23 protein-coding genes are annotated in these 22270 nt (G+C 42.7%); 11 read left to right on the top strand and 12 right to left on the bottom strand.

Annotation, left to right across the window (positions count from 1 at the left end):
- The first annotated feature begins 138 nt into the window (after positions 1-138).
- Complete coding sequence (tkt, locus tag U5K35_RS10650; protein ID WP_322571442.1) at positions 139-2136, top strand: transketolase; 1998 nt, start codon at positions 139-141, stop codon at positions 2134-2136.
- Between the two features lie 106 nt (positions 2137-2242).
- Here the strand turns inward: tkt and U5K35_RS10655 are convergent, their stop codons facing one another.
- The 3 genes from U5K35_RS10655 to U5K35_RS10665 form a co-directional block, all read right to left on the bottom strand.
- Entirely contained in the window at positions 2243-3337 is a 1095-nt protein-coding gene (locus U5K35_RS10655; protein WP_322571443.1) for a PP2C family protein-serine/threonine phosphatase, read from the bottom strand.
- A gap of 134 nt (positions 3338-3471) precedes the next feature.
- Entirely contained in the window at positions 3472-3915 is a 444-nt protein-coding gene (locus tag U5K35_RS10660; RefSeq protein WP_322571444.1) for a hotdog fold thioesterase, read from the bottom strand.
- Complete coding sequence (locus U5K35_RS10665) at positions 3887-5068, bottom strand: 3-hydroxyacyl-CoA dehydrogenase NAD-binding domain-containing protein (protein ID WP_322571445.1); 1182 nt, start codon at positions 5066-5068, stop codon at positions 3887-3889. Before U5K35_RS10665 ends, U5K35_RS10660 begins: the two co-directional genes overlap by 29 nt.
- A gap of 132 nt (positions 5069-5200) precedes the next feature.
- Here U5K35_RS10665 and U5K35_RS10670 point away from each other — a divergent pair, with 132 nt between their 5' ends.
- Together U5K35_RS10670 and U5K35_RS10675 are read left to right on the top strand one after the other, a co-directional pair.
- On the top strand, positions 5201-5437 hold the full coding sequence (locus U5K35_RS10670) for a FitA-like ribbon-helix-helix domain-containing protein (protein ID WP_322571446.1): 237 nt from the start codon (positions 5201-5203) through the stop codon (positions 5435-5437).
- Positions 5434-5859, top strand: coding sequence for a type II toxin-antitoxin system VapC family toxin (locus tag U5K35_RS10675; protein ID WP_322571447.1), 426 nt, complete (start codon positions 5434-5436; stop codon positions 5857-5859). The genes U5K35_RS10670 and U5K35_RS10675 overlap by 4 nt, the downstream gene beginning before the upstream one ends.
- 21 nt (positions 5860-5880) lie before the next feature.
- Here the strand turns inward: U5K35_RS10675 and paaG are convergent, their stop codons facing one another.
- From paaG to paaA, 5 genes are all read right to left on the bottom strand, one after another.
- The gene (paaG, locus tag U5K35_RS10680; RefSeq protein ID WP_322571448.1) at positions 5881-6663 is read right to left on the bottom strand and encodes a 2-(1,2-epoxy-1,2-dihydrophenyl)acetyl-CoA isomerase PaaG; all 783 of its coding nucleotides are present in this window, start codon (positions 6661-6663) and stop codon (positions 5881-5883) included.
- Positions 6664-6812: 149 nt separating this feature from the next.
- A complete protein-coding gene (gene paaD / locus U5K35_RS10685; protein ID WP_322571449.1) occupies positions 6813-7340 on the bottom strand; it encodes a 1,2-phenylacetyl-CoA epoxidase subunit PaaD in 528 nt (175 codons plus the stop codon).
- 51 nt (positions 7341-7391) lie between these two features.
- Positions 7392-8180 (bottom strand): 1,2-phenylacetyl-CoA epoxidase subunit PaaC, encoded by a 789-nt coding sequence (gene paaC / locus U5K35_RS10690; RefSeq protein WP_322571450.1) that lies wholly within the window; start codon positions 8178-8180, stop codon positions 7392-7394.
- Positions 8181-8252: 72 nt separating this feature from the next.
- Positions 8253-8558, bottom strand: coding sequence for a 1,2-phenylacetyl-CoA epoxidase subunit PaaB (paaB, locus tag U5K35_RS10695; RefSeq protein ID WP_322571451.1), 306 nt, complete (start codon positions 8556-8558; stop codon positions 8253-8255).
- A gap of 107 nt (positions 8559-8665) precedes the next feature.
- Positions 8666-9610, bottom strand: coding sequence for a 1,2-phenylacetyl-CoA epoxidase subunit PaaA (gene paaA, locus U5K35_RS10700; protein ID WP_322571452.1), 945 nt, complete (start codon positions 9608-9610; stop codon positions 8666-8668).
- A gap of 289 nt (positions 9611-9899) precedes the next feature.
- On the opposite strand from paaA, the gene U5K35_RS10705 reads away from it, so the two are divergent.
- Together U5K35_RS10705 and U5K35_RS10710 are read left to right on the top strand one after the other, a co-directional pair.
- The gene (locus U5K35_RS10705) at positions 9900-11558 is read left to right on the top strand and encodes a dipeptidyl-peptidase 3 family protein (protein WP_322571453.1); all 1659 of its coding nucleotides are present in this window, start codon (positions 9900-9902) and stop codon (positions 11556-11558) included.
- A 220-nt stretch (positions 11559-11778) separates the two neighbouring features.
- A complete protein-coding gene (locus U5K35_RS10710) occupies positions 11779-12513 on the top strand; it encodes a hypothetical protein (protein ID WP_322571454.1) in 735 nt (244 codons plus the stop codon).
- 12 nt (positions 12514-12525) lie between these two features.
- Here the strand turns inward: U5K35_RS10710 and U5K35_RS10715 are convergent, their stop codons facing one another.
- Positions 12526-12978 carry a hotdog fold thioesterase gene (locus tag U5K35_RS10715; protein WP_322571455.1) on the bottom strand — a complete coding sequence of 151 codons (453 nt, stop codon included), beginning with the start codon at positions 12976-12978 and terminating at the stop codon, positions 12526-12528.
- A gap of 185 nt (positions 12979-13163) precedes the next feature.
- Between U5K35_RS10715 and U5K35_RS10720 the strand changes: the two genes are divergently transcribed.
- From U5K35_RS10720 to U5K35_RS10745, 6 genes are all read left to right on the top strand, one after another.
- Positions 13164-14951, top strand: a complete 1788-nt coding sequence (locus tag U5K35_RS10720; RefSeq protein ID WP_322571456.1) for a long-chain fatty acid--CoA ligase — start codon at positions 13164-13166, stop codon at positions 14949-14951.
- A gap of 109 nt (positions 14952-15060) precedes the next feature.
- A complete protein-coding gene (locus U5K35_RS10725; RefSeq protein ID WP_322571457.1) occupies positions 15061-16491 on the top strand; it encodes a 3-hydroxyacyl-CoA dehydrogenase in 1431 nt (476 codons plus the stop codon).
- The gene (locus tag U5K35_RS10730; protein WP_322571458.1) at positions 16451-17443 is read left to right on the top strand and encodes an enoyl-CoA hydratase/isomerase family protein; all 993 of its coding nucleotides are present in this window, start codon (positions 16451-16453) and stop codon (positions 17441-17443) included. The genes U5K35_RS10725 and U5K35_RS10730 overlap by 41 nt, the downstream gene beginning before the upstream one ends.
- A gap of 207 nt (positions 17444-17650) precedes the next feature.
- Positions 17651-18004, top strand: a complete 354-nt coding sequence (locus U5K35_RS10735) for a four helix bundle protein (protein WP_322571459.1) — start codon at positions 17651-17653, stop codon at positions 18002-18004.
- A gap of 17 nt (positions 18005-18021) precedes the next feature.
- A complete protein-coding gene (locus U5K35_RS10740) occupies positions 18022-19230 on the top strand; it encodes an acetyl-CoA C-acyltransferase (protein ID WP_322571460.1) in 1209 nt (402 codons plus the stop codon).
- A gap of 237 nt (positions 19231-19467) precedes the next feature.
- Positions 19468-20319, top strand: coding sequence for an SDR family oxidoreductase (locus U5K35_RS10745; protein WP_322571461.1), 852 nt, complete (start codon positions 19468-19470; stop codon positions 20317-20319).
- Positions 20320-20336: 17 nt separating this feature from the next.
- On the opposite strand, the gene U5K35_RS10750 is transcribed toward U5K35_RS10745, so the two are convergent.
- From U5K35_RS10750 to U5K35_RS10760, 3 genes are all read right to left on the bottom strand, one after another.
- Entirely contained in the window at positions 20337-21185 is an 849-nt protein-coding gene (locus tag U5K35_RS10750) for a hypothetical protein (RefSeq protein WP_322571462.1), read from the bottom strand.
- Between the two features lie 66 nt (positions 21186-21251).
- The gene (locus U5K35_RS10755) at positions 21252-21434 is read right to left on the bottom strand and encodes a PspC domain-containing protein (RefSeq protein WP_101072417.1); all 183 of its coding nucleotides are present in this window, start codon (positions 21432-21434) and stop codon (positions 21252-21254) included.
- 147 nt (positions 21435-21581) lie between these two features.
- A complete protein-coding gene (locus U5K35_RS10760) occupies positions 21582-22229 on the bottom strand; it encodes an energy transducer TonB (RefSeq protein WP_322571463.1) in 648 nt (215 codons plus the stop codon).
- Positions 22230-22270: the final 41 nt, after the last annotated feature.

Genomic DNA, 22270 nt, shown 5'->3' on the forward strand with positions numbered 1-22270 from the left:
GAAATTCTTTTAAAGATCTTCTGTAGTAACTCAGCAGATATGAATGATCTAAAGAGGGAAGATTTCTTTTTTCCTTGTTCTGAACTTGGGTATCTTTTGGCCCAAAACAAGCACTAAAATTTATCCCTAAAATTAATCATGTCTGATCAACTCGCTCAGCGTTGCGTTAACACACTTCGAACACTTTCAATGGATGCCGTACAAAAAGCAAACTCGGGTCACCCGGGAATGCCGATGGGTATGGCGGATGCAGCTTATGTTCTCTGGACTAAATTTCTGAAACACAATCCTAAGAATCCGCAATGGGCCGACCGTGATCGATTTATTTTGTCTGCAGGTCACGGCTCTATGCTTCTCTATTCCCTGCTTCATTTGACAGGGTACGAAGTGTCACTTGATGAGATTAAAAACTTCCGGCAGCTTGGAAGCATCACTCCGGGTCACCCTGAATATGGAATGACACCGGGTGTTGAAACAACAACGGGTCCGCTGGGACAGGGTTTTGGAACCGGTGTAGGTATGGCAATGGCCGAAGCATACCTGGCTGATAAGTTCAACAAAGACGATCACAAAATTGTAGATCACTTCACGTACGCCATAGTGAGTGACGGTGATTTGATGGAAGGTATTTCTCATGAGTCAGCAAGTCTTGCAGGTCATCTAAAGCTTAAGAAGTTAATTTACCTCTATGATTCGAACCAAATTTCTATCGACGGTTCAACGGATCTGGCTTTTACGGATGATACTGTAAAACGTTTTGAAGCGTATGGCTGGGATGTTCAGACCATCGACGGACATGACAGGGATGAAATTGAAAAAGCGATTCTGGCTGCTCAAAAGACTGACAAGCCTTCGTTGATTGAGTGTAAAACACATATTGGTTTTGGCAGCCCTAACAAACAGGATACTGCAGATTCTCATGGAGCTCCGCTTGGTGAAGATGAAATTCGCCTTACAAAAGAGAAGCTGGGTATGGATCCGGATCAGAAATTTCAGATCGAAGATGATGTTCTGAATGAGTATCGAAAAGCGGTAGAGAAAGGCACCAAGCTTGAAAGTGAATGGGATAAGCTCTTTTCAGATTACGAAAAAGCCAATCCTGCTGATGGAGCCGGCTTCAAAAAACATTTATCCCGGGCTCTTCCCGGAAACTGGGATGAAATTCTTCCTGAATTTGATACAGATGAAAAAGGAATGGCTACCCGGAAAGCCTCAGGTCTTGTAATCAATGAACTGGCTGATCACATTGATAACATGATTGGAGGTTCTGCAGACCTCACCGGCAGCAATAAAACGGATATGGACGATAAAGGGATTTATAGTTCTGATAACTACTCGGGGCGAAATATCCACTACGGAGTGCGGGAGCACGCTATGGGAGCAGCATTAAATGGAATGGCTCTTCATGGAGGTTTAATTCCTTTTGGCGGTACATTTCTGGTCTTTTCAGACTACAACAAACCTTCCATTCGGATTGCAGGACTATCCAAGATTCCGTCGATCTTTGTATTTACTCATGATAGTATTGGCCTTGGGGAAGACGGTCCTACGCACCAGCCAATCGAGCATCTTGCATCACTTCGGGCAACGCCAAATGTAAATGTGATACGCCCTGCAGATGCCAATGAAACCGCTATCGCCTGGAAGAGTGCCATTCAAAAAGATGACGGGCCCAGCTTATTGGTTCTTACAAGACAAAATCTGCCTACGATCGACAGATCCAAATATGCATCTGTTTCCGGAGCGGAAAAAGGTGCCTACATTTTGAAGAAAGAGGAGGAAGATCTTCCTGATCTGATCCTGATGGCGACCGGTTCTGAAGTTCAGCTGGTATTGGATGCGGCAGAGAAACTGGAGGCTGATGGAGAATCTGTTCGCGTGGTGAGTATGCCTTGTTGGGAGCTATTTGAAGAACAACCGAAATCTTACAGAGATGAGGTTTTGCCTTCTCAGGTTATTAAGAGAATTTCTGTTGAAGCGGGTGCAACTTTTGGCTGGCATAAATGGGTAGGTACAGAAGGAATTGTGATGGGAATCGATCGTTTTGGTGAATCTGCACCATATGAAGAGGTTTACGAGCACCTTGGATTAACAGTTGATAAAATTGTAGAGAACGCAAAGACTCTGCTTAAATAAACAGTCGTTCAAATAATTTGAGCAAAACCCGGTTGAATTCATTTTCGGCCGGGTTTCTTAATTTTAATGAGAAGAGATGGCTGAGAAGATTGATTTTATTTAAAGCCTATGAATCAGCCAAACTTTTTGCCGGGTCATTTTTATGAATAGTAGTGAACGTGATGTCATCCAAGGGATTTTCATCACCTATATATAATTCAATGGACGATTGAATTTTTTGAGTAATGGATTTGGCGTGTAGTGATCCATAAATAGACATCAGTCCGTCCAATCGATCTTCTCCATACTCTTCCCCGATATTATTGCGAGCTTCGACAAGTCCATCAGTATAAAGCAGCAGACTGTCGCCCGCCTCAAACTGGAATTTTTTCTCTTCCAATGTCTTTCTAAGAAGCTTCGTAGATGTCATTCCCAAGGCAAAACCTTCGGTTTTTAATTTAAAAGTGCTGTCCAGTTTTTTATTAAAAATGATTGGCGTGTTGTGACCGGCTCTCGAAAATATGAAATGATCTTCACCTTTCGGGAAAAAAGCAGCACAAGCTGTTACGAAAGTTTTATCCATTTTATTGGACTTAACATATTCATTGAGCTCTAAGAAAAGATCTTTCGGACCGGGGTTCTGTTTTTTGATAATTAGATGAACGAGTGCCTGTATGCGAACCATATAGAGAGCAGCGCTTAGGCCTTTTCCTGAGACGTCTGCAATAAACACATAGGTGCCCTTATCTGATTTGATTACATCCACGTAGTCTCCGCCCACTTCGCTGGCTGTGGCGGCAAATGAGTGGGCCTCAAGCTGATCCCATTTCAAAGCTGAAGGGGGAAGAAGGCTGAGCTGAATATCTCGGGCAAAATCCAGTTCTTTCTGTACATCCGATTTTTCAAGCAGCTCAATCAGAAGAATGAAGAGGATTCCAAGAAAGGCGACCGGCAGAAGAAGAGGCTGAATTGGGAAGATATAAAACCCAAGAAAATTCAATAAAAAGTGAAGTCCAAAACTTACAACGGAAACTCCAAATACCAGTCTTCGAACCGGGTTGAGTCGTTTTGTGAGAGCCGAAAGCAGACTCAGAAATTTTTGAGTGACCGGTATTTTTTGAGGCGGGATACTCGGATTGGTCTCTCTAAGAGCATCAAAATAGAGGGATTTCAGACGTTGTGAATCAGATTGAAACTCCTTGCCAAGCTGGCGTGAGTTCATTCCGCTGACGTATTCCTTATAGAAGGTTTTGGTGTCGTATTTTGATCGAGTTTCGTTCTTTAATCCCATCAAATAATTAAGTTAAATCCGTTTAGATACGTTACGAAATATCGCTGAAAAAGTTACCGGTTTATCTAAACCGGGAATTCATCTGAAGTACGGTAGACGGTTGCCTTCATCAAAGCAACAAGATTATTATCCTGGTCAAGAATCTTTACCTCAAAAAGACCGGTTTTGTGAGTCAGGTTTATGCAGCGTGATTCGGCGGTGATCCGGTTGCCTAAAACAGTTTTTCGAGTAAATGAAATGGAGTTTTCTATCGCCAATGAAACCCGGCCGTAGGTTGCTGCAGAGAAGGCCAGGGCGCTATCGGCCAGTGAGAAAACGATACCGCCATGTGTAACGGAGAATCCATTCAGCATCTCTTTTTTGATGGGACAGGTGACTTTACAGTATCCTTCATCCACTTCCAGGACTTCAACCTCCATCCAGCGGCTGAACTCATCCTTTTCCATCATATGGGCGACAATTTTTTCTGCCCGTTTACGATCAAATGTCTCCATAGAAAGTCTCTTCATTCTTGTATTTGCGTTTCAAAAGTGGATTTGGGCGGTAGCGGTCTTCTCGATACTCAACCTGAAGCGTGTTCATCCAATGATAGACCGTTTCAATTCCAATCTCATCGGCCCATTTCAGTAATCCCTTTGGATAGTTTACACCGTTCGTCATAGCCAGATCCACATCCTCAACAGAGGCCACATTCATGAATACGGCATCGGCTGCCTCATTGATTAGCATAGCCAGAATCCGGTTCAGGATGTTTTCTCCGAGCTCTTTATCCTTAGTCGGTTCTATATTGTCTGCGTTTTCACCGTAGCTGTAAAATCCGATTCCCGATTTTCTGCCCAATCGTCCCGCTTCAACCAATCTTTTCTGAGCAAATGACGGTTTGAAACGCGGATCGTAGTAAAATTCTTTGAATACGGACTCGGTCACTTTGTAATTTACATCGTGACCAATCAGGTCCATCAGCTCAAAAGGTCCCATTTTGAAACCGCCAAGCTCTTTCATTGCCCAGTCTATGGTAGCGTGATCGGCAACTCCCTCTTCGTAAATTCGCAGTGCTTCTCCGTAAAAAGGACGAGCCACCCGATTTACGATAAAACCGGGTGTATCCTTGGCCTGAACAGTTGTTTTTCCCCAGGCATCGATTAAGTTTCGGGCAGACATTTCAGATTGTGATGAAGTGGATATTCCGGGTATGATTTCCACGAGTTTCATCAGCGGAGCAGGGTTAAAGAAGTGGATGCCTAAAAAACGTTCCGGATGTTCTAAGGCTGATGAGATGGACGCGATTGAAAGAGAGGATGTGTTGGAGGCAAGGATAGCTTTCTCATCCACCAACTCTTCTATTTTTTGGAATGTGTTTTGTTTTATATCGAGATTCTCGACAATTGCTTCGATGACAAAATTTGATCCCTCAATTGAATTAAGATTGCCTGTAAATGTAATTCTTTTGAGAATTCCATCCACCTCATCCTGTGTCATTCGCTCTTTTTCAACCTGGCGATTCAGGATTTTTACCAATCCATCTTCTGATTGTTCGAGCTGTTCTTTGTTGATATCAAAAAGATGAACCCGGTGCCCAAATGTAGAGGCAATTTGTGCAATACCGGTTCCCATTGTTCCGGCTCCAATCACGGCAACTGTAGAATTTTTATCTAAACTCATGAAATGATTTAATATGGTTACAATACTCTGAATTTTGATTCAAAAATAAGCAATCAGCCATCAAAACCAAGCGTTGTAGATTTAGATGAAGTTTGATATCATAATGATATCACAAAATAAATCAATTAAGCCATGCCTGATGTATTAATACGAAATATCGATGAGAAGACTTTAGAAAAACTGAAAAAACTTGCGGAGAGAAATAAGAGGTCACTTCAAGTTGAGTTAAAGTCGATATTGGAAATTCACGCTAAAGCTGATATCGAGGAAACAATTGACAGAGTTAAAGAGATGTTAGAAGAATATCGAGCTGAAGGGCGTTATTTTTCAGACAGTGTTGATGATATTCGTGAGATTCGAAACAGATGAGATTTGTAATACTCGATGCATCTATTGTAGCAAAATGGGTATTTTTAGAATCAGGATCTGATAAAGCAGAGAAACTACTTTTGAGACATGAGCTGTTCTATGTTCCCGATCTCTTTTATATCGAAATGGATGCAGTAATCTCAAAAAAGTTTAGAAAAAAAGAACTCAATTATGATGAAGCGTACGTGAAAAGAGAGCAAGTCAAACAATTAGCAATTCACTCTGTACACCACGAAGAAATTTCTGAATTAGCATTTGAGATAGCGATTACTTTACCTATTACAATTTATGATTCACTGTACATAGCTCTGGCTATTGAAAGTGAATCTATTCTTTGGACAGCAGATGATCGATTAGTAAGAGGAATGGAAAATACTATGTTTTCAAGCTTTGTTAAGAATCCGCTCGATGAAATGGAATAAATAGATCTATTCAATAAAAGTTCACTTACCCCTATAATCCGGTTTTCTCTTTTCCAAAAAGGCATCAACTCCCTCTTTATAATCCGCGGTATTCCCAGCCTCAGTTTGGAGGTTGGCTTCCAGCTCAAGCTGCTGATCCAGATTGTTACTGAACGTTTCATTTACGGCTCGCTTGTAGATGCCAAATCCCTTGGTAGGCATTTTGGAAAGTTTTTGAGCGATTGAATCGACTTCATTTTCAAGATTATCATCATCAACGGCTTTGTAGATCAATCCCAATTCCACAGCTTGCTCCGGAGATATTTTCTCGTCCAGCATATACATTGCATTGGTTCGGGCTAAACCAACCAACCGAGGCAAAAACCATGTGCCACCGCTATCCGGTATCAATCCGATTTTACTGAATGCCTGAACAAATATTGCGCTCTTGGCTGCAACTACAATATCGCAGGCAAATGCGATATTTGCACCTGCACCTGCCGCAGTCCCCTGAACCGCACAAACAACCGGTTTTTCCAGTTTCCGGATGGCACGGATAATTGGATTGTAAGTAGTTCTAACCGTATCAGCCAATTCATAACTGGAGTCTTTAGCCCTCGCAACTACTTCTGGGAGATCCTGTCCCGCACAAAAAGCTTTTCCCTCTGCTTTCAGTATCACACATCGAACGTCATCGGCTTCTGCCTTTTGCAGAGCTTCCTGAAGCTCCAGGGCCATGGGTTCGGTGAAACTGTTGTACTTTTCCGGACGGTTCAGGGTAATGGTTAAAATGCCTTGATTAAGAGATGATAAAATAGGAGCCATAGAAGTTGAGGGGAATGTTTAATTTGACATTAGAACTCAGTTGTAATGAAGTACATATGCTTCAATTACCAATTGAAAAACGGGAGTGATCTTCTCTGCTGACTTATGGGTTTAGCCATAGAAAATGTTGTCCAATTTCATTGCTTAAATCAGATGCATTTAAAGTGTTCAAAAGGTTGATTGCACTCGTTGCAATAATACTGTGATTTGCATGCTGTGGACCCAAACTCACTTTGAAGTACGGTATCCATGGAATCACAGTAGGGGCAGGGTACTATTTTTTGTGAACTCTTTAATGATGTGAGAAAGTCGGAGTCATCTCCGGTTTTCTCAGGTGGCGCAATTCCATACTCCTTCAATTTCTTTTTGGCATGATCCGTCATCCAGTCGGTGGTCCAGCTCTCTTTGAAATCTGTAACGACCTTAAACGACTCAACACCTTTCTCAATCAATTTTTCGTGAATCGCCTTCTCGATTGCATTCATCGCCGGGCAGCCGGAGTAAGTAGGCGTGATCTTTACAATGATCTGATCTTCATCAAACTCAACGTCACGAACAATACCCATCTCAACCACATTCAACACAGGAATCTCCGGATCAATAACCTCCTCGAGGTATGACCAGATTTCTTCTTTTGATATAGTTTGATCTGTTTTCATCATGTAGTCTATTGTCATGAGATTTGAGTTCTGAGAATCTCAATACTCAAGACTCAAATCTCTTATCTGTTACTTCCACTCCGCATCCGGATACGATCGCCGCAGGAACTGCATCTCGGCTAAAAGTCGTCCCAAATGCTCTGTATGGCGTCCCTGGCGTGAGCCGGAGAACATGTACTGATCCATATCGGGAATGGTTAATGTCGCTTCTTCTAATGTATCAACGACCAGTTTCTCCCATTCTTTTCTGAATTCCGATAGATCTGTGAACTGATTCTGTTGAATGGCAACCTGGTCCGCTTCATCCATATCAAAAAGTTCTCCGGAATACATCCAGATTTCGTCAAACGCTTCCTGAACTCTTTGATGACTTTCCTCTGTCCCATCACCCAGTCTTAAAACCCATTCACGGCTGTGACGCAGATGGTATTTAATCTCTTTGAAATGCTTTTGAAGCATTCCGTTGAACTGTTCATCTTCAACGGTTTCAATCAGTTTTTGATAGAGGAAATAGCTGAAGGCACTAAACAGGAAAATCCGTGCAATAGTAAAGGCAAAATCACCACGGGGAAGCTCACAAAGAGCAATATTTTTAAAATCGATGTCGTCACGGAAATAGGCGTAATGATCTTCATCCTCTTTGCCTTCCAGCTCTGCTGCATATGCATAAAGAGCTGATGCATGGCCAATCATATCAAGAGCAATATTAGCCAGTGCAAGATCCTCTTCCAGTTCCGGTCCGTGACCGGCCCATTCAGAAATTCGGTGACCTAAAATTAAGCGGTCATCGGCCAGCCGAAGCAATACTTCTACGAGTGCTTCCTGTTGTGTTGCGGGTATGGTATCGAATGTACTCATTTGGTTGGTCTTGAGTCTAAAGTCCTGAGTCATGAGGTCTCATATCTCACGTCTCAAGACTCATATCTAATTTTATTTTCTTTTTTTAACGGCGCGAGGTACGCTGTAAAATTGTGGGTGTCTGTAGGGTTTGTCGTTTGCCGGATCAAAAAATGGTCCAACGTCCTCGGGAGTTGATGCCACAATTTGATCGGATGGAACAACCCAAAAAGCGATTCCTTCATTTCTCCGAGCATACGTATCACGTGCGTTTTGCAGGGCCATTTCAGCGTCAGGTGCGTGTACGCTGCCTGCATGCTCAAACGGTTTACCGTTCTTTGGCTGATAAAATACTTCCCACAGTGGCCATTCCGTATTTTCAGTAGAGTTTTCTGTCATGTTTTGAATAGTCTTTTGTTAATTTTTCAGAAGAAGGAAGCTGTAAGTCATATTTTAAATTTCATAAAATGAAACGCTTCTTACTTCTGTAATCCAAATTTTGTCAATTATGATGCTTTTTCGTCCTGGAGTCGTTTTTTGCGCGCATACTCTTTAGCTGCTTCACGCACCCATTCGCCCTCTTCATAAGCTTTACGGCGAGCTTTCATTCTTTCTCGATTCATTGGGCCGTCACCCTTCACAACGCTCCAGAATTCGTCCCATGGAATATCACCGAACTCCCAGTGGCCTGTTTCTTTATTATATGTTAAATCCGGATCGGGCAGTTCAATATCGATCGCCTCAGCTTCCATCACCATGCGGTCTACAAAGTGTTGTCGGAGTTCGTCATTCGTTTTTGTTTTTACACCCCACTTGATGAGCTCGGCACTGTTTGGAGAATCCGTATCGTGCGGACCAAACATCATAAGTGTTGCCCACCACCAGCGATTCACGGCATCCTGCGCCATTTTTTTCTGTTCAGGAGTACCGTCAGCCATTTTTGCAAGCATTTCATATCCCTGCTTTTTGTGGAAACTCTCCTCCTTGCAAATTCTCACATTTGCGCGGGAGTAAGGACCGTACGATGATTTAGCGAGCATGGTTTGATTTACGATTGCAGCACCGTCAACCAGCCAGCCGATTACACAGATATCTGCGTAGGTAAGGGTAGGATAGTTGAATATGCTCGAATACTTGGCATTGCCGTAGAGATAATCCTCAATCAGGTCCTGCCGTTTAATTCCCAGTGTTTCGGTACCGCTGTATAAATAGAGTCCGTGTCCGGCTTCATCCTGAACTTTTGCGAGCAGAACCATCTTTCGTTTAAGAGATGGGGTCCGGGTAATCCAGTTCCCTTCAGGCAGCATTCCGACGATTTCGGAGTGAGCATGCTGACTCATAATACGAATCAGCTGCTTACGGTAGCGTTCAGGCATCCAATCTTTTGGTTCGATCTTTTCGCCGTTATCAATTCGTTGCTGAAATTCTTCAAGTTTTTCGGGGGTATCCATAAAAGCGCTTTTCTGTTTAATTTATACAGATTCCTAACACACAATATAGCTAATTCATTGCATTGGTCTGAAAAAAATGTTCAAATATTTGTACTATTTCAGTATTTAAAAAATGATATTACTCACAGTATTTAAACTTTTGATGACAATTTTACATCACCTTAAATATTATAAAAACTACACTAAATATTTTCGTCTTTCTGTTTTAGGAAAGACAATTTAGAATCGCAGATGCTCTTTAAATTTCATAGTTTGCTTAGGTTAAACTGTAAACCCAAATAGTTTCGATATGTTAAAAACCAATTTTTTAAATGGAATTTTGATTCCAATTTTAGCAGTGAGTATGCTTATTTCCTGCAAAAGCAACACAGAAGAAAATGTAGCTGATAAAACGATGAGTATTGATGATCGGCTGGCACAATACACCCCTTTTGAGCTCAATGCAGATCTATCGCAACTCTCTGATAATCAAAGAGAGATGATTTCTCTTCTGATTGATGCAGCCGAAGCCATGGAAGAAGTTTTTTGGATGCAGGCGTACGGAAACAGAGATCAGCTGATGGACTCTTTGGAAAGTGATGAAGAGAGGAGATTTGCCGAAATCAACTACGGCCCTTGGGATCGCCTGAACGGTAATGAACCATTTGTAGATGGATTTGGACCGAAACCACTGGGTGCAAATTTCTACCCCGCAGATATGAGCAAGGATGAATTTGAAGCCTGGGACTCAGCGACAAAAGATGATCTATATACGATTGTCCGTCGGGACGATGATGGAGAACTCATTACCATACCATATCATGAAGCATATTCTGTTCAACATCGGTTTGCGGCTGAAAAACTTCGTGAAGCAGCGGAACTGGCGGAAGATCCCGGCCTGAAAAACTATCTTGAATTGAGAGCAGAAGCACTACTTACCGACGATTACCAAGAGAGTGATATGGCTTGGCTGGATATGAAAGACAATATGATTGAAGTGGTGATAGGCCCGATTGAAACGTATGAAGATCGTCTTTATGGCTATAAAGCTGCACACGAAACGTTTGTTCTCATCAAAGATATGGAGTGGAGTGAGAGATTGTCGAAATATGCTGCTGTGTTGCCCGAACTGCAGAGAGGCCTCCCTGTACCGGATGAATATAAAACAGAGGAGCCCGGAACTGATTCCGACCTCAATGCCTACGATGCTGTCTACTATGCCGGGGATGCAAACGCCGGTTCCAAAACGATTGCTATTAACCTGCCAAATGATGAGGAAGTACAGCTGGAAAAAGGAACCCGAAGGCTACAGCTAAAAAATTCAATGCAGGCAAAGTATGATAAAATACTGGTCGAAATTGCGGATATACTCATTTTGGAAGAGCAGCGACAACATCTTACTTTTGACGCATTTTTCAGCAATACCATGTTTCATGAAGTAGCTCACGGATTAGGTATTAAAAATACCATTGACGGAAATGGCACAGTTCGTGAAGCGCTGAAAGAACACGCATCAGCTCTCGAAGAAGGAAAAGCTGATGTGCTTGGTCTTTATATGATTTCGGAGCTTCGGAAAGATGGTATGGTAACCGAAGGACAGATCGAAGATAACTACACAACATTTGTTGCCAGTATATTTCGGTCCATTCGGTTTGGCACAAGCAGTGCACATGGTATGGCGAATCTGATTCGTTTCAACTATTTCGTTGAAAATGGAGCCATTCAATATGATGAAGAAGAAGAGGCCTATCGCGTGGATTTTGATAGGATTGAAGAGGTAACTAATCAGCTCTCTGAACAGATCTTAACTTTTCAGGGGGATGGAGATTACGATGGGGTGGATGCATTTGTTGAGCAATATGGCCAGGTAGGCTCGAGACTAAGAAGTTCTCTCAATCGCTTATCTGAAGCAGGAATCCCAACAGACATCACATTTGTTCAAGGTAAAGATGTGCTTGGTCTTGAGTAATTGATATCTAAAGGTTTTACAAAAACTGAATTTTAAACAGGGTGGTCACAACTAAGAAAGTATTGGCAAAATAAGGCCATCCATCCTCCTTTAGTGAGTAAATAGCATAACATTTCGGACTCCAAAATTGTACGAAACATCAGAATTAACATCTTGATAAAATTCTGTCGTTTTTTTAGCGTTTATTAGCTATCCCATCAATCATCTCAGGAGGTTATTTATGAAAAAAGTTTTTAACCTTACTTTAGATCTGTTCACCAGTGTGGAGGATGATCTTGAAAAGAGGCAGTACATTATTTTGGCTGAACTCAAAAAAATTTCAGAACAATTTCAGTTCTATAAAATTTATCCCCATCTGAGTCAGCTGATTGAACTTCGGAGAGTTTTAAAAGATGTAATTGCTCGTCTGCAAGACCTTCGATCAAAATTTCCGAAGCAAATTAGTAAACTTGACTGGGTTAACCGGACCATCGAGCATGAAGTGATTTTTACAAGCGGAACGGATATATCATCCGTGGAGGATCTGATTGATTGGGCACTGCCTCATATAGAAAATGTGATTGAGGAGGGAGTAGCTATTCATGATTTTGTAGAGAGTGAATTGACCGTTGAACAGGTGGGAATTCTCCCAAGCTATCGGGATGAAGGATATCTGTTTGTGCCCGATAACCAAAAAAAATCACTCAATCTCTTTCGGTTTGAGGTTTCCATATTCCGGAGTACAGAAGATCAGTACCGGGCACTTAAAACCAGATTCTTGAAACAGTTGGAACAGGATCGCATAAAGCTTTCACCCGGCTCTATTAAATTGGATCTGATCCGGGAGCAGAGTGAGTTACCAAATCCCGCTACTTACGCCTTTACTACCGATCTTGACTTTCCGTTTGAAACCACCATTTTTCCTGTCGCTAAACGCAGGCTGATGCACATTTTAAATGATGAGATACAAAGCTAATCAGGATTAAGGCTATTTTTTTGACTGAATAATTGCCAGCGTGCATCGCGAGATGCAAACAAGTTTACCTGATTCAGTTTCTATGCGTGTTTCCCAGACTTGTGTCTGAGCACCGCGGTGAATCGGTTTGGCAATCCCAATTACTTTTTGTCCCTTTCGAACAGCCTTTACATGGTTGGCATTAATCTCGAGCCCAACTGCTGTTTTTGATTCATCACTCAGATTAAGCCATGCGCCTACAGAAGCCAAGGTTTCAGCCAATGCGACTGAAGCTCCGCCATGCAGAATACCAAAGGGTTGAACGGTATTTTCATTGACCGGCATTTCTGCAATCATTTCGGTTCTGTGTAGCTTTGTAAACTGTATGCCGATAGCGTCTCCCATATTTTTGGATTCACCGTTAAGCATTATGAGAGCTTTATCCCTTATGTAGTCTTCAATTTCAATATCTGATCTTTTTGTCATAGCTATTGCAAAAAATTTAGTTCTTTTGGGGTTTAGCTGATCCGTAGTCCTTTTTAATTACGGTTAATGATCTGAATTTTCTAAATAAATTATGGATCAGATTTTTAAAAGTCGCTCGAAAGTGTAAATTAATGGGGTAACAGTGTTAACCTCCTTTATTTGTCAATAAAACACGGTTTTTACTTATGAAATACTCCCCGACAACATTAGCCGATCTACTCTACAAGGGATTGGAAAAATACTCAGATGAGCGTTTTTCAGTCACAAAACGTGATGGAAAATGGACTGAAACCTCAAAATCAGATTTTGTAGAAAAAGTGCACCATTTCGCGATGGGGTTGCATGAATTGGGAGTTCGGCCGGGGGATAAAGTCTCAATTCATGCAGAAAATTGTACAGAGTGGCTGATTTGCGACCTGGCAATTTTGAGTATAGGGGCCGCCAATGTTCCGATTTATTCTACTCAGCCCGGCGATCAGATCAAGTACATTTTGGAAAATTCGGAAGCGAAGGTTCATATTGTTTCAAACGATGAGATGTTTGCGGAGACGAAGTCTTTGATCAAGGCCATTAAGTCTGTTAAAGCTGTTATATCGATTCTGCCATCCAAGCACAAAAAACTAAAGCAGTTTGATGCTGTAATTAAATTAGGTGAATCCTATTCCAAAGAAAATCCGGATCTGTTTGATGAACTCAAAAGTTCGGTTAAACCCGATGACACGGCAACAATCATTTACACTTCAGGAACCACCGGTGTTCCCAAAGGCGTAATGCTTACGCACAACAATATTGCTTCAAATGTGCAGTACTCTTTAGATCGCTTGCCTTTTGATGTCGAGCGTTTTCAGGGAGAGCGAGTCCTTTCATATCTGCCGCTCTCTCATGTGTTTGAGCGAATGATTGAATATATGTACATCTCTATGGGGTGTGAAATTTTCTTCATTGAAACGATTGATGAGATCAAAGATGACTTTTTATATGTGAAGCCATTCTTTTTTGCAACCGTACCGCGCCTGCTAGAAAAAGTTCAAACCGGTGTGAAGGTGAGAGGTCAGGAGTTCAGCGGATTGAAAAAGAATCTCTACTACTGGGCGATATACAGGACGGAAGAGTACGATCCGGAAAACCCTCCGAAAGGTTTGGATGCCATCAAACACAAAATTGCTGATAAACTGATATACAGTAAAATCAAGGAATTATTTGGAGGTAATTTATCGGGAGTGGTAAGCGGTGGAGCAGCACTTTCTCCGGAAGTTTTCCGGTTTATGAATGCAATTGGAATTATATGTGTGCAGGGATATGGCTTAACGGAGACTTCTCCGGTAATCAGTGTGCAAACACCCGGGAGCATGAGGGTTGGCACATCAGGTAAGCCGCTCGAAGATGTTGAAGTGAAAATAGCTGATGACAAGGAAATTTTAGTACGTGGTCCCAACGTAATGAAGGGGTACTATAAGTTGCCCGAACAAACTCAAGAAGTGCTTGACGATGATGGATGGTTTAAAACAGGTGATGTCGGAAAAATTGATGATGAAGGATATCTCTACATCACAGACAGGAAAAAGGCGATGTTTAAGCTGTCGACGGGTAAGTATGTTGCACCTCAAAATGTTGAGAATAAACTGTTAAACAGCGGTTTTATAGATCAGATTGTTGTGATTGGCTATCAAAAGAAGTTCTGTTCAGCTTTGATAGTTCCGGCATATGAAAATGTTGTGAAACGACTGAAAAGATCCGGATATACACCGAACAAACCCTACTCCGAAGATGAAAAAGTAAGAGAGCTAATTCAGAAGGAGGTAGATAAAACGAATGAATCTCTGTCTCCTTGGGAGAGAGTGAAAAAATTTGTTCTTCTTGAGGAACCACTCTCGATTGACAGCGGTGAATTAACACCTACCATGAAAGTGAAGCGGAGTGTAGTGAAAGAAAAGTATGAAGATAAAATAGAATCGATGTATGAGGAGGAATAGATTTAAGTCTTGAGTCTCGAGTCTTGAGAAAACTCGGGAATTATCTCAGGATTTATACTGCACTTCTCATCAGCCCAAAATAATTTTAAACAATTTCAAGACCATTACAATGACTCAAGACTCAGGACTCAAGACTAAAAAAATCCAAAACGTACTCATCCTCGGTTCCGGAGTGATGGGTAGCCAAATTGCGGCTCACTGTGTGAATGCAGGGCTGAAGGTGAAATTACTGGATCTAAAATCGGATGATCCGGACAGGCCAAATAAAACGACAGAAGAGAATATTCAGAAATTAACGAAGATGAACCCGGCGCCATTGGGTGATCCGGATTGGGCTGAGCGAATCACACCCGGAAACTTTGAAGATAATCTGGACTGGGCGGCCGAAGCCGACTGGGTTTGCGAGGTAATTGTGGAGCGGATGGACATCAAAAAAGATATGATGGCCAAGATCGAGAATGTTCGCAAGCCGGGCACCATTGTCAGTTCCAACACATCCGGCCTGCCAATTTCTGATATCAGTGAAGAGGTTTCAGATGAGTTTAAAGCCCATTTTTTAGGCACACACTTTTTTAATCCGCCGCGCTACATGAAGCTGCTGGAGATCATCCCGACGAAAAAAACGGATGATGCAGTGACGGAGTATATGACCGGTTTCTGTGAAAAGATTCTCGGTAAAGGTGTTGTTCAGTGCAAGGACACGCCTAATTTTATTGCCAACCGTATCGGAGTTTTTTCGATGGCTTCTATTATGCCATGGTTTTTTAACGGGAAATTCCGAGCTGAGGAGATCGACTTTCTCACCGGTACACTAACCGGTTACTCAAAAGCAGCTACATTCAGAACTGCCGACATGGCCGGACTGGATGTTCTGAATCACGTGGCAGAAAATCTTTACCCTGCCGTACCGGATGATGAGCGCCGTGAGCTTTTTAAAGTGCCTGAAGGTTTCAAAAAAATGGTTGAAGAAGGTGCTCATGGAAATAAGAAAGGGCACGGTTTCTACAAAAAAGTGAAAGGTGAAAAGGGAAATGAATATCATGTAATTGATCCCGATACCCTGGAGTATGAACCACAAGAGGAAGTTTCATTTGAGGTGGCCGATAAAGCCAAAAAGGAGTTTAAAAGCTCCGGTGAGCGGCTGAAGTATTTAGTGAATCAGGATGACAAAGCGGGTAAGTTTCTATGGGAGATTCACTGCGACCTGCTTCTCTATTCTGCCAATCGAATTCCTGAAATTACAGATTCCGTAGAATCGATTGACCGGGCGATGCAGTGGGGTTTTAACTGGGAACTCGGTCCGTTTCAGCGGTGGGACGCCATCGGAGTGGAGGAGTCGGTGAAGCGAATGGAAGAGGAGGGACGTGAAGTTCCCGAATCTGTGAAGCAGATGCTTGATAGCGGGCGAAAGTCATTCTATAAAGATGACGGTACGGTTTACAATCTGGCATCGGGTAAAGCTGAAGAGCTGACACCACCTGCAAAAGGAGCCGTTACTGTTGCGAAGCTTAAGCGTGATGGCCAAAGAGGTTTGGGGTAATAAAAGTGCCGGACTCTATGACATGGGTGATGGTGTTGCCCTGTTCGAATTCCGTACCAAACAGCAGACACTCGGGTTTGAACTCGTTCAGTCTGTAGAGGAAGCAGCAGAGATCGTAAAAGAACAGTTTGATGCCATGGTGATTGGCCACGATCATGAAAATTTCAGTTATGGTGCGAACTTGTCTGAAGCGGGCCAGGCACTGCAAAGCGGAGATTTCGGGAAAGTGAAAGAAGCCGTGGAGAATTTCCAGCGCGTGGCGGTCGGATTGCGGTATCAGCCGTTTCCCGTAATCGGTGCGGTTTCAGGTCGCTGCTTTGGTGGCGGTGTTGAGTTTATGATGCACTGCGATAAAGTAGTTGCACATCACGAATTCTACTGCGGTCTGGTGGAGCTGGGCGTTGGATTGATCCCCGCCGGTGGTGGAACCAAGGAGCTGCTTATGAGAGCGATGGACAAAGTTAATGAAGATGAGGATGCTGATCCGCTTCCATACCTGAAGGATGCATTCAAAACCATTGGCATGGCTAAAGTTTCCGACGGTGCACCCAAAGCGAAGAAGCTAGGTTATCTCCGCGATACGGATATGATTGTAATGAACAGGGATCTGCTGCTGGCTACGGCTAAAGAGCAGGCGAGAGCAATGGCCGACGCAGGATATCGTCCGCCGGCAGAACCGAAGATCAAGCTGATGGGTCAGACGGGCATGAGTGTGCTGGAAGTGACGCTATACATCATGGCAGAAGCGAAGTGGGCTTCACCCTATGATAAAGTATTGGCCGGTAAAGTAGCTGAAGTGATGACCGGTGGCGATCTTAGTGAAGCGCAGGAAGTCCCTGAATCGTATGTACTGAAACTGGAGCGCGATGCGATCCTCGAGTGTTTCCAGGATGAGCGGACGCATAAGAGAATGGAGCATATGTTGAAAACGGGGAAACCTCTTAGGAATTAGTCTTGAGTCGTGAGTCCTGAGTCGTGAGAGGAATGGTGTTGTGGTCAAGATGAAATAAATAGTCAATGTAAAACTCGAGAATTAAATCGAATAACCTCATGACTCAAGACTAGCTTCTCATGACTAAAAACAAAAAAAAGTGTAAGGAATTATGATTTTTGGATTCATACAGGTAAGTGAACAATTATTAATAAAACCTGAAGAATCATGGATAATTTTAGAAATCTTATTGTATGGAAACGAGCAGTTGAACTTGCAACGAATGTTTATGGGAGGACAATCAGTTTCCCAAAATTTGAACTTTACGGATTGACTTCACAGATCAGACGATCAGCTGTATCAATCAGTTCAAATATAGCAGAAGGTGCAGGTAGAAGATCGAAAAAAGAATTCGCGAACTTTCTTGGTATTTCATATGGCTCAGCCTGTGAACTGGAAACACAGCTATTGATTGCAAAAAACCTTGAATATTTGAAAGAAGATGATTTCGACTCTCTGTTTAACGAGCTAAACGAAATCCAAAAAATGCTATACGTACTCGAAAAGAAGCAACGAAACTAAACACAAACCATACCCTCATGACTCAAGACTCAAGACTCACGACTAAAAACAACGAAGTCGTAATAGTAGCAGCAAAACGAACTGCTTGTGGAAAAGCCAACAAGGGCTCCCTCCGTTTTACCCGGCCGGATTCCCTGATGGGAGAAATTATCAAGGATTTATTAAAGCATGCACCTGCAGTGAAACCCGAAATGGTGGATGATGTGATTGTGGGTTGTGCTTTTCCCGAGGCCTCACAGGGGATGAATGTAGCGCGTCAGTCTGTATTTCTGGGAGGATTGCCCGATTCTGTTCCGGGAATGACGATTAATCGTTTCTGTTCTTCCGGACTTCAAACGATTGCTATGGCGGCTGAACGTATCATGGCCGGTGGTGCTGAGGTTATGATTGCCGGCGGTGTTGAGAGTATGAGTCAGGTTCCGATGGGTGGAGTCTCATTTCAGCCCAATCCTGAGCTGACAAAGGATCGACCTGAGGTATATATCAATATGGGACTTACGGCCGAAAATGTGGCAGATAAATATGGGGTGAGCCGTGAAGATCAGGATCAGTTTGCTCTTGAAAGTCATCAAAAAGCAATCAAAGCATGGGAAGAGGGATATTTCGATAAGCAGATCACACCGATTGATGTGGTTCATAAGTATGTAACTTCAGATGGTGAGGTGGCTGAGGAAAAATTTACGTTCAAACAGGATGAGGGCCCAAGAAAAGATACGAATCTGGAAGCACTTGGCGGATTGCGAGCGGTGTTTAAAACCGGCGGCTCTGTTACTGCAGGTAATTCTTCACAAATGAACGATGCGGCAGCCGGTGTTTTGGTGATGAGCCGGTCCAAAGCGGAAGAACTGGGATTGAAACCTATCGCGAAATATCATGGATTTTCCGTTGCCGGTGTTGCTCCCGAGATCATGGGGATTGGTCCGGTTGAAGCGATTCCAAAAGTGTTGAAACTGACAGGTTTCGGCCTTGATGATATTGACTTAATAGAATTGAATGAAGCATTCGCGGCACAATCAATCGCTGTAATTCGAGAAATCGGGCTCGATCCGGATAAAGTAAATATTAACGGCGGGGCGATTGCGATGGGTCATCCGCTGGGCTGTACCGGTGCTAAGCTGACCACTCAGATCCTACACGACCTTCAACGCCTTGATAAGCAGTTTGGAATGGTAACGATGTGTATCGGCGGCGGTATGGGTGCTGCGGGGATTTTTGAGAGGATTTAGTTGTGAGTCCTGAGTTTTGAAAAGACAAAGGACTAAAAGTCCCCTCTTGAGAGGGGATTTAGGGGTGTGTTTGATTAAATGCGGAGTTTGAAAGTAAAACTAACCCTTCTATAAACATTTAGAGAACACACCCCGCGGCTATATGAATCGCGCTTTGCGCTTTCATATTACCATTTCCCCTCTCAAGAGGGGAGGTTTTGGTACAAACACATATTTCATCACATAATAGACTTGATCATGTTCAAAGAAGACACACTTAAAGACGAAGTCATTCTCATCACCGGCGGCGGAAGCGGCCTGGGACTCTCCATGGCAAAGAAGTTTGCTGAACTGGGAGCCGACATTGCAATCTGCGGACGGACGGAGCAGAAATTAAAGGATGCCACGGAAGAACTGAAAGAATATGGAGGCGAGGTGAAATGGTATTCTGTGGATGTGCGGGATTATGAGAAAATAGGAGAGATGATTGACCAGATTGTCAAAGACTTTGGGAAAATGACCGGTCTCGTAAATAATGCTGCCGGTAACTTTTTGAGTGCATCAGAAGATCTCTCACCCGGTGGTTTTAAATCCATCGTTGATATCGTACTCCACGGCAGTTTCAACTGTACTCATCATTTTGGTAACTATCTGATCGACAATAAGAAAGAAGGCAATATTCTGAACATCGTGACAACCTACGCCGAAGATGCCGGTTCGGCTTTCGTACTGCCATCTGCCTGCGGAAAAGCGGGAGTGCTGGCAATGACGCGTTCGCTTGCATACGAGTGGGGAACCTACGGAATTAGGGTGAACGCCATTGCTCCGGGACCTTTTCCAACCGAAGGTGCGTGGACCCGGCTTTTTCCAAATAAGAAATTTGAAAAAAAATATCTCGAAAAAATTCCGGCCGGTCGATACGGTGAGCACGAAGAGCTGGCAAATCTCGCCTCATTTTTGATGAGCGACATGGCTCCCTATATCACGGGAGAAACCGTAACCATTGATGGAGGTGAAAAACTTTCAGGCGGTCAGTTTAATTTTATCGATTCGGTGATGTCGAGAGGAAAGCTGAAAATGGCTTTTAAGATGCTGAAGAAAATGAGTTAATATATTTTCTTCAGAAATTACATTTTCCGAATTTGATTGTGAATTTTATCTACAATTTTTGCTGTTTGGAGCGCATCATAAGCATTAAACAGTGTATCCCGTTCGAGCTGGATTGACTTAATGAACTGTAAAACGGAAACTTCTGCGGTCGATTTTGGATCAAACTTTTTGGTCTCCTTTTTAAGATTTCCAAAATCATTGACCCTGTAAAGATGCACCAGCTGATGAATGGCATCGCAATCTATGGCCAAATTTTCATCAGATATTATTCTTTGATGGAGATTGGTTCCTCCCAAAGCAGAAAACTGAATGGAAGCAACGGAAGAGTCTTCATATCGAAGCGTTACATTCAGCCCTAGCCGAACTTGATTAATCACCATGGGTTTTGCTTCTATCCGGTGAACATTTCCTCCAAGACTTTTGATAATCCAGGCTACTTCATCAATCCAGTGATGATCAATTTCAGTTTGATCAATTGCACCGGATAAAAATTTTACCTCTCTTTTGATTTGAATCAGGTTCGGTTTTTTGATCTTCTGCTTCATCCACAACGATGCCGGAGCCAGTGAGGGCCAATGACTAAACTGAACCCTGACATCCGCTTCCTGTGCCGAATGGTGTACTTTTTCGAGAGCTTTTTCGTCTAGTGGCAGGTGAGAAACCAGATAGGAGTGAATCCCGAGCTTAATGAGCTGCTCCAGGGAGTTAAGCTTAAGATCCGTGTTATCAAGCAGGATTGCGGCATCAACACTATCCTTTTCAGGAATGGACGATGTAATAACAACTTCCGTAATGGCTGATAATTTTCTGAGGTGCTTTTCCCATGCAGTGGCACGGTTTTGTTCACCAAGAATGGCAATTTTCATAATTAACCGCTTTTCATTCGAGTAGTAAAAGATGCTTAGCGGTAAGATATAATCCAAAAGGATTTTTTAATCCGGCATTATCAGAGCCAAAATGAAATAAAATAGCACCATGGTTCCCACGGATGAGAAGACAAGGATTAAGAAGATGATTCGCACGATGGTAGAATCCCATCCCAGGTAATCGGCAATTCCTCCGCATACACCTGCAATCATTTTATCGGTACGAGATTTTCTGAGCTTAGCCGGCATGATTATTATCCTTCTAAATGAATTTAATTATGAGCTTTAGTTTTGATACGTAATGATAGAGAAAGGGTTTCAAAAAGTGCAGGTTTTATTTTTTGGCAAAAGTTGAGATATATGTCGAATGAATTTCGAATAGTAAGTCAATTAAAATCAGGGTGCTCTGAAAAATACCGGTAGTGTGTATTTGACCTTCACCGGAACTCCGTCTATTATGCCGGGCTTAAATTTCATCTCTTTTACAGCTCGAATGGCCTCGCGATCGGCTGCAGAGTGCAGTGAGCGAGTGACGAACGGCTCCTCCACCTCTCCGAAACGCGAGACGATGAATTCAACCATAACACGTCCCTCTATGCCGTTAAGGCCAGCCGGATACCGGACCTCAGACATCAGGGCATTTATTCCGCCAATAAGCTCGGGCATTTCATCCCTGCCAGTTCCTGTTGGTTCAGGACTTTCGTAATCTGTAGAGTGTTTCTTGAAGTGCTCACTGCCCAATGACCATAAAACCCGATTGTAAGAGATTGGATCATCCTTAATTGTGGCAGTAATTTGATCTGAATTCCGACCAATGTCAGTTACGTCTTCCGGATAATGATTTTCCAGTTTATGAAGAGCTTTGTCATATTGATTTGGATTCACCAAAGTGAACCCTGAAAGAGTGATCGTATGATAGGAACTGTTTTCATCGGCCAGTTCAACATCAAGATCAAGGGAATTCAGATCCGGTTCAACCACATTATTTGACGTGCTGCAAGAAGAGAAAATCAGAATGGGAAGTAGAATCGAAAAAATTGTCAAACCCAAATTGTTTGAAGTTTGATGCATTGTTATAAAGTTAT

The organism is Rhodohalobacter sp., from assembly GCF_034521535.1.
Classification (GTDB): Bacteria; Bacteroidota; Rhodothermia; order Balneolales; family Balneolaceae; genus Rhodohalobacter.

Bases quoted from the DNA above. Each gene is read 5' to 3' on its own strand.
- tkt (WP_322571442.1), top strand. From the start codon at position 139: ATGTCTGATCAACTCGCTCAGCGTTGCGTTAACACACTTCGAACACTT.
- U5K35_RS10655 (WP_322571443.1), bottom strand. From the start codon at position 3,337: ATGAACTCACGCCAGCTTGGCAAGGAGTTTCAATCTGATTCACAACGT.
- U5K35_RS10660 (WP_322571444.1), bottom strand. From the start codon at position 3,915: ATGAAGAGACTTTCTATGGAGACATTTGATCGTAAACGGGCAGAAAAA.
- U5K35_RS10665 (WP_322571445.1), bottom strand. From the start codon at position 5,068: ATGAGTTTAGATAAAAATTCTACAGTTGCCGTGATTGGAGCCGGAACA.
- U5K35_RS10670 (WP_322571446.1), top strand. From the start codon at position 5,201: ATGCCTGATGTATTAATACGAAATATCGATGAGAAGACTTTAGAAAAA.
- U5K35_RS10675 (WP_322571447.1), top strand. From the start codon at position 5,434: ATGAGATTTGTAATACTCGATGCATCTATTGTAGCAAAATGGGTATTT.
- paaG (WP_322571448.1), bottom strand. From the start codon at position 6,663: ATGGCTCCTATTTTATCATCTCTTAATCAAGGCATTTTAACCATTACC.
- paaD (WP_322571449.1), bottom strand. From the start codon at position 7,340: ATGACAATAGACTACATGATGAAAACAGATCAAACTATATCAAAAGAA.
- paaC (WP_322571450.1), bottom strand. From the start codon at position 8,180: ATGAGTACATTCGATACCATACCCGCAACACAACAGGAAGCACTCGTA.
- paaB (WP_322571451.1), bottom strand. From the start codon at position 8,558: ATGACAGAAAACTCTACTGAAAATACGGAATGGCCACTGTGGGAAGTA.
- paaA (WP_322571452.1), bottom strand. From the start codon at position 9,610: ATGGATACCCCCGAAAAACTTGAAGAATTTCAGCAACGAATTGATAAC.
- U5K35_RS10705 (WP_322571453.1), top strand. From the start codon at position 9,900: ATGTTAAAAACCAATTTTTTAAATGGAATTTTGATTCCAATTTTAGCA.
- U5K35_RS10710 (WP_322571454.1), top strand. From the start codon at position 11,779: ATGAAAAAAGTTTTTAACCTTACTTTAGATCTGTTCACCAGTGTGGAG.
- U5K35_RS10715 (WP_322571455.1), bottom strand. From the start codon at position 12,978: ATGACAAAAAGATCAGATATTGAAATTGAAGACTACATAAGGGATAAA.
- U5K35_RS10720 (WP_322571456.1), top strand. From the start codon at position 13,164: ATGAAATACTCCCCGACAACATTAGCCGATCTACTCTACAAGGGATTG.
- U5K35_RS10725 (WP_322571457.1), top strand. From the start codon at position 15,061: ATGACTCAAGACTCAGGACTCAAGACTAAAAAAATCCAAAACGTACTC.
- U5K35_RS10735 (WP_322571459.1), top strand. From the start codon at position 17,651: ATGGATAATTTTAGAAATCTTATTGTATGGAAACGAGCAGTTGAACTT.
- U5K35_RS10740 (WP_322571460.1), top strand. From the start codon at position 18,022: ATGACTCAAGACTCAAGACTCACGACTAAAAACAACGAAGTCGTAATA.
- U5K35_RS10745 (WP_322571461.1), top strand. From the start codon at position 19,468: ATGTTCAAAGAAGACACACTTAAAGACGAAGTCATTCTCATCACCGGC.
- U5K35_RS10750 (WP_322571462.1), bottom strand. From the start codon at position 21,185: ATGAAAATTGCCATTCTTGGTGAACAAAACCGTGCCACTGCATGGGAA.
- U5K35_RS10755 (WP_101072417.1), bottom strand. From the start codon at position 21,434: ATGCCGGCTAAGCTCAGAAAATCTCGTACCGATAAAATGATTGCAGGT.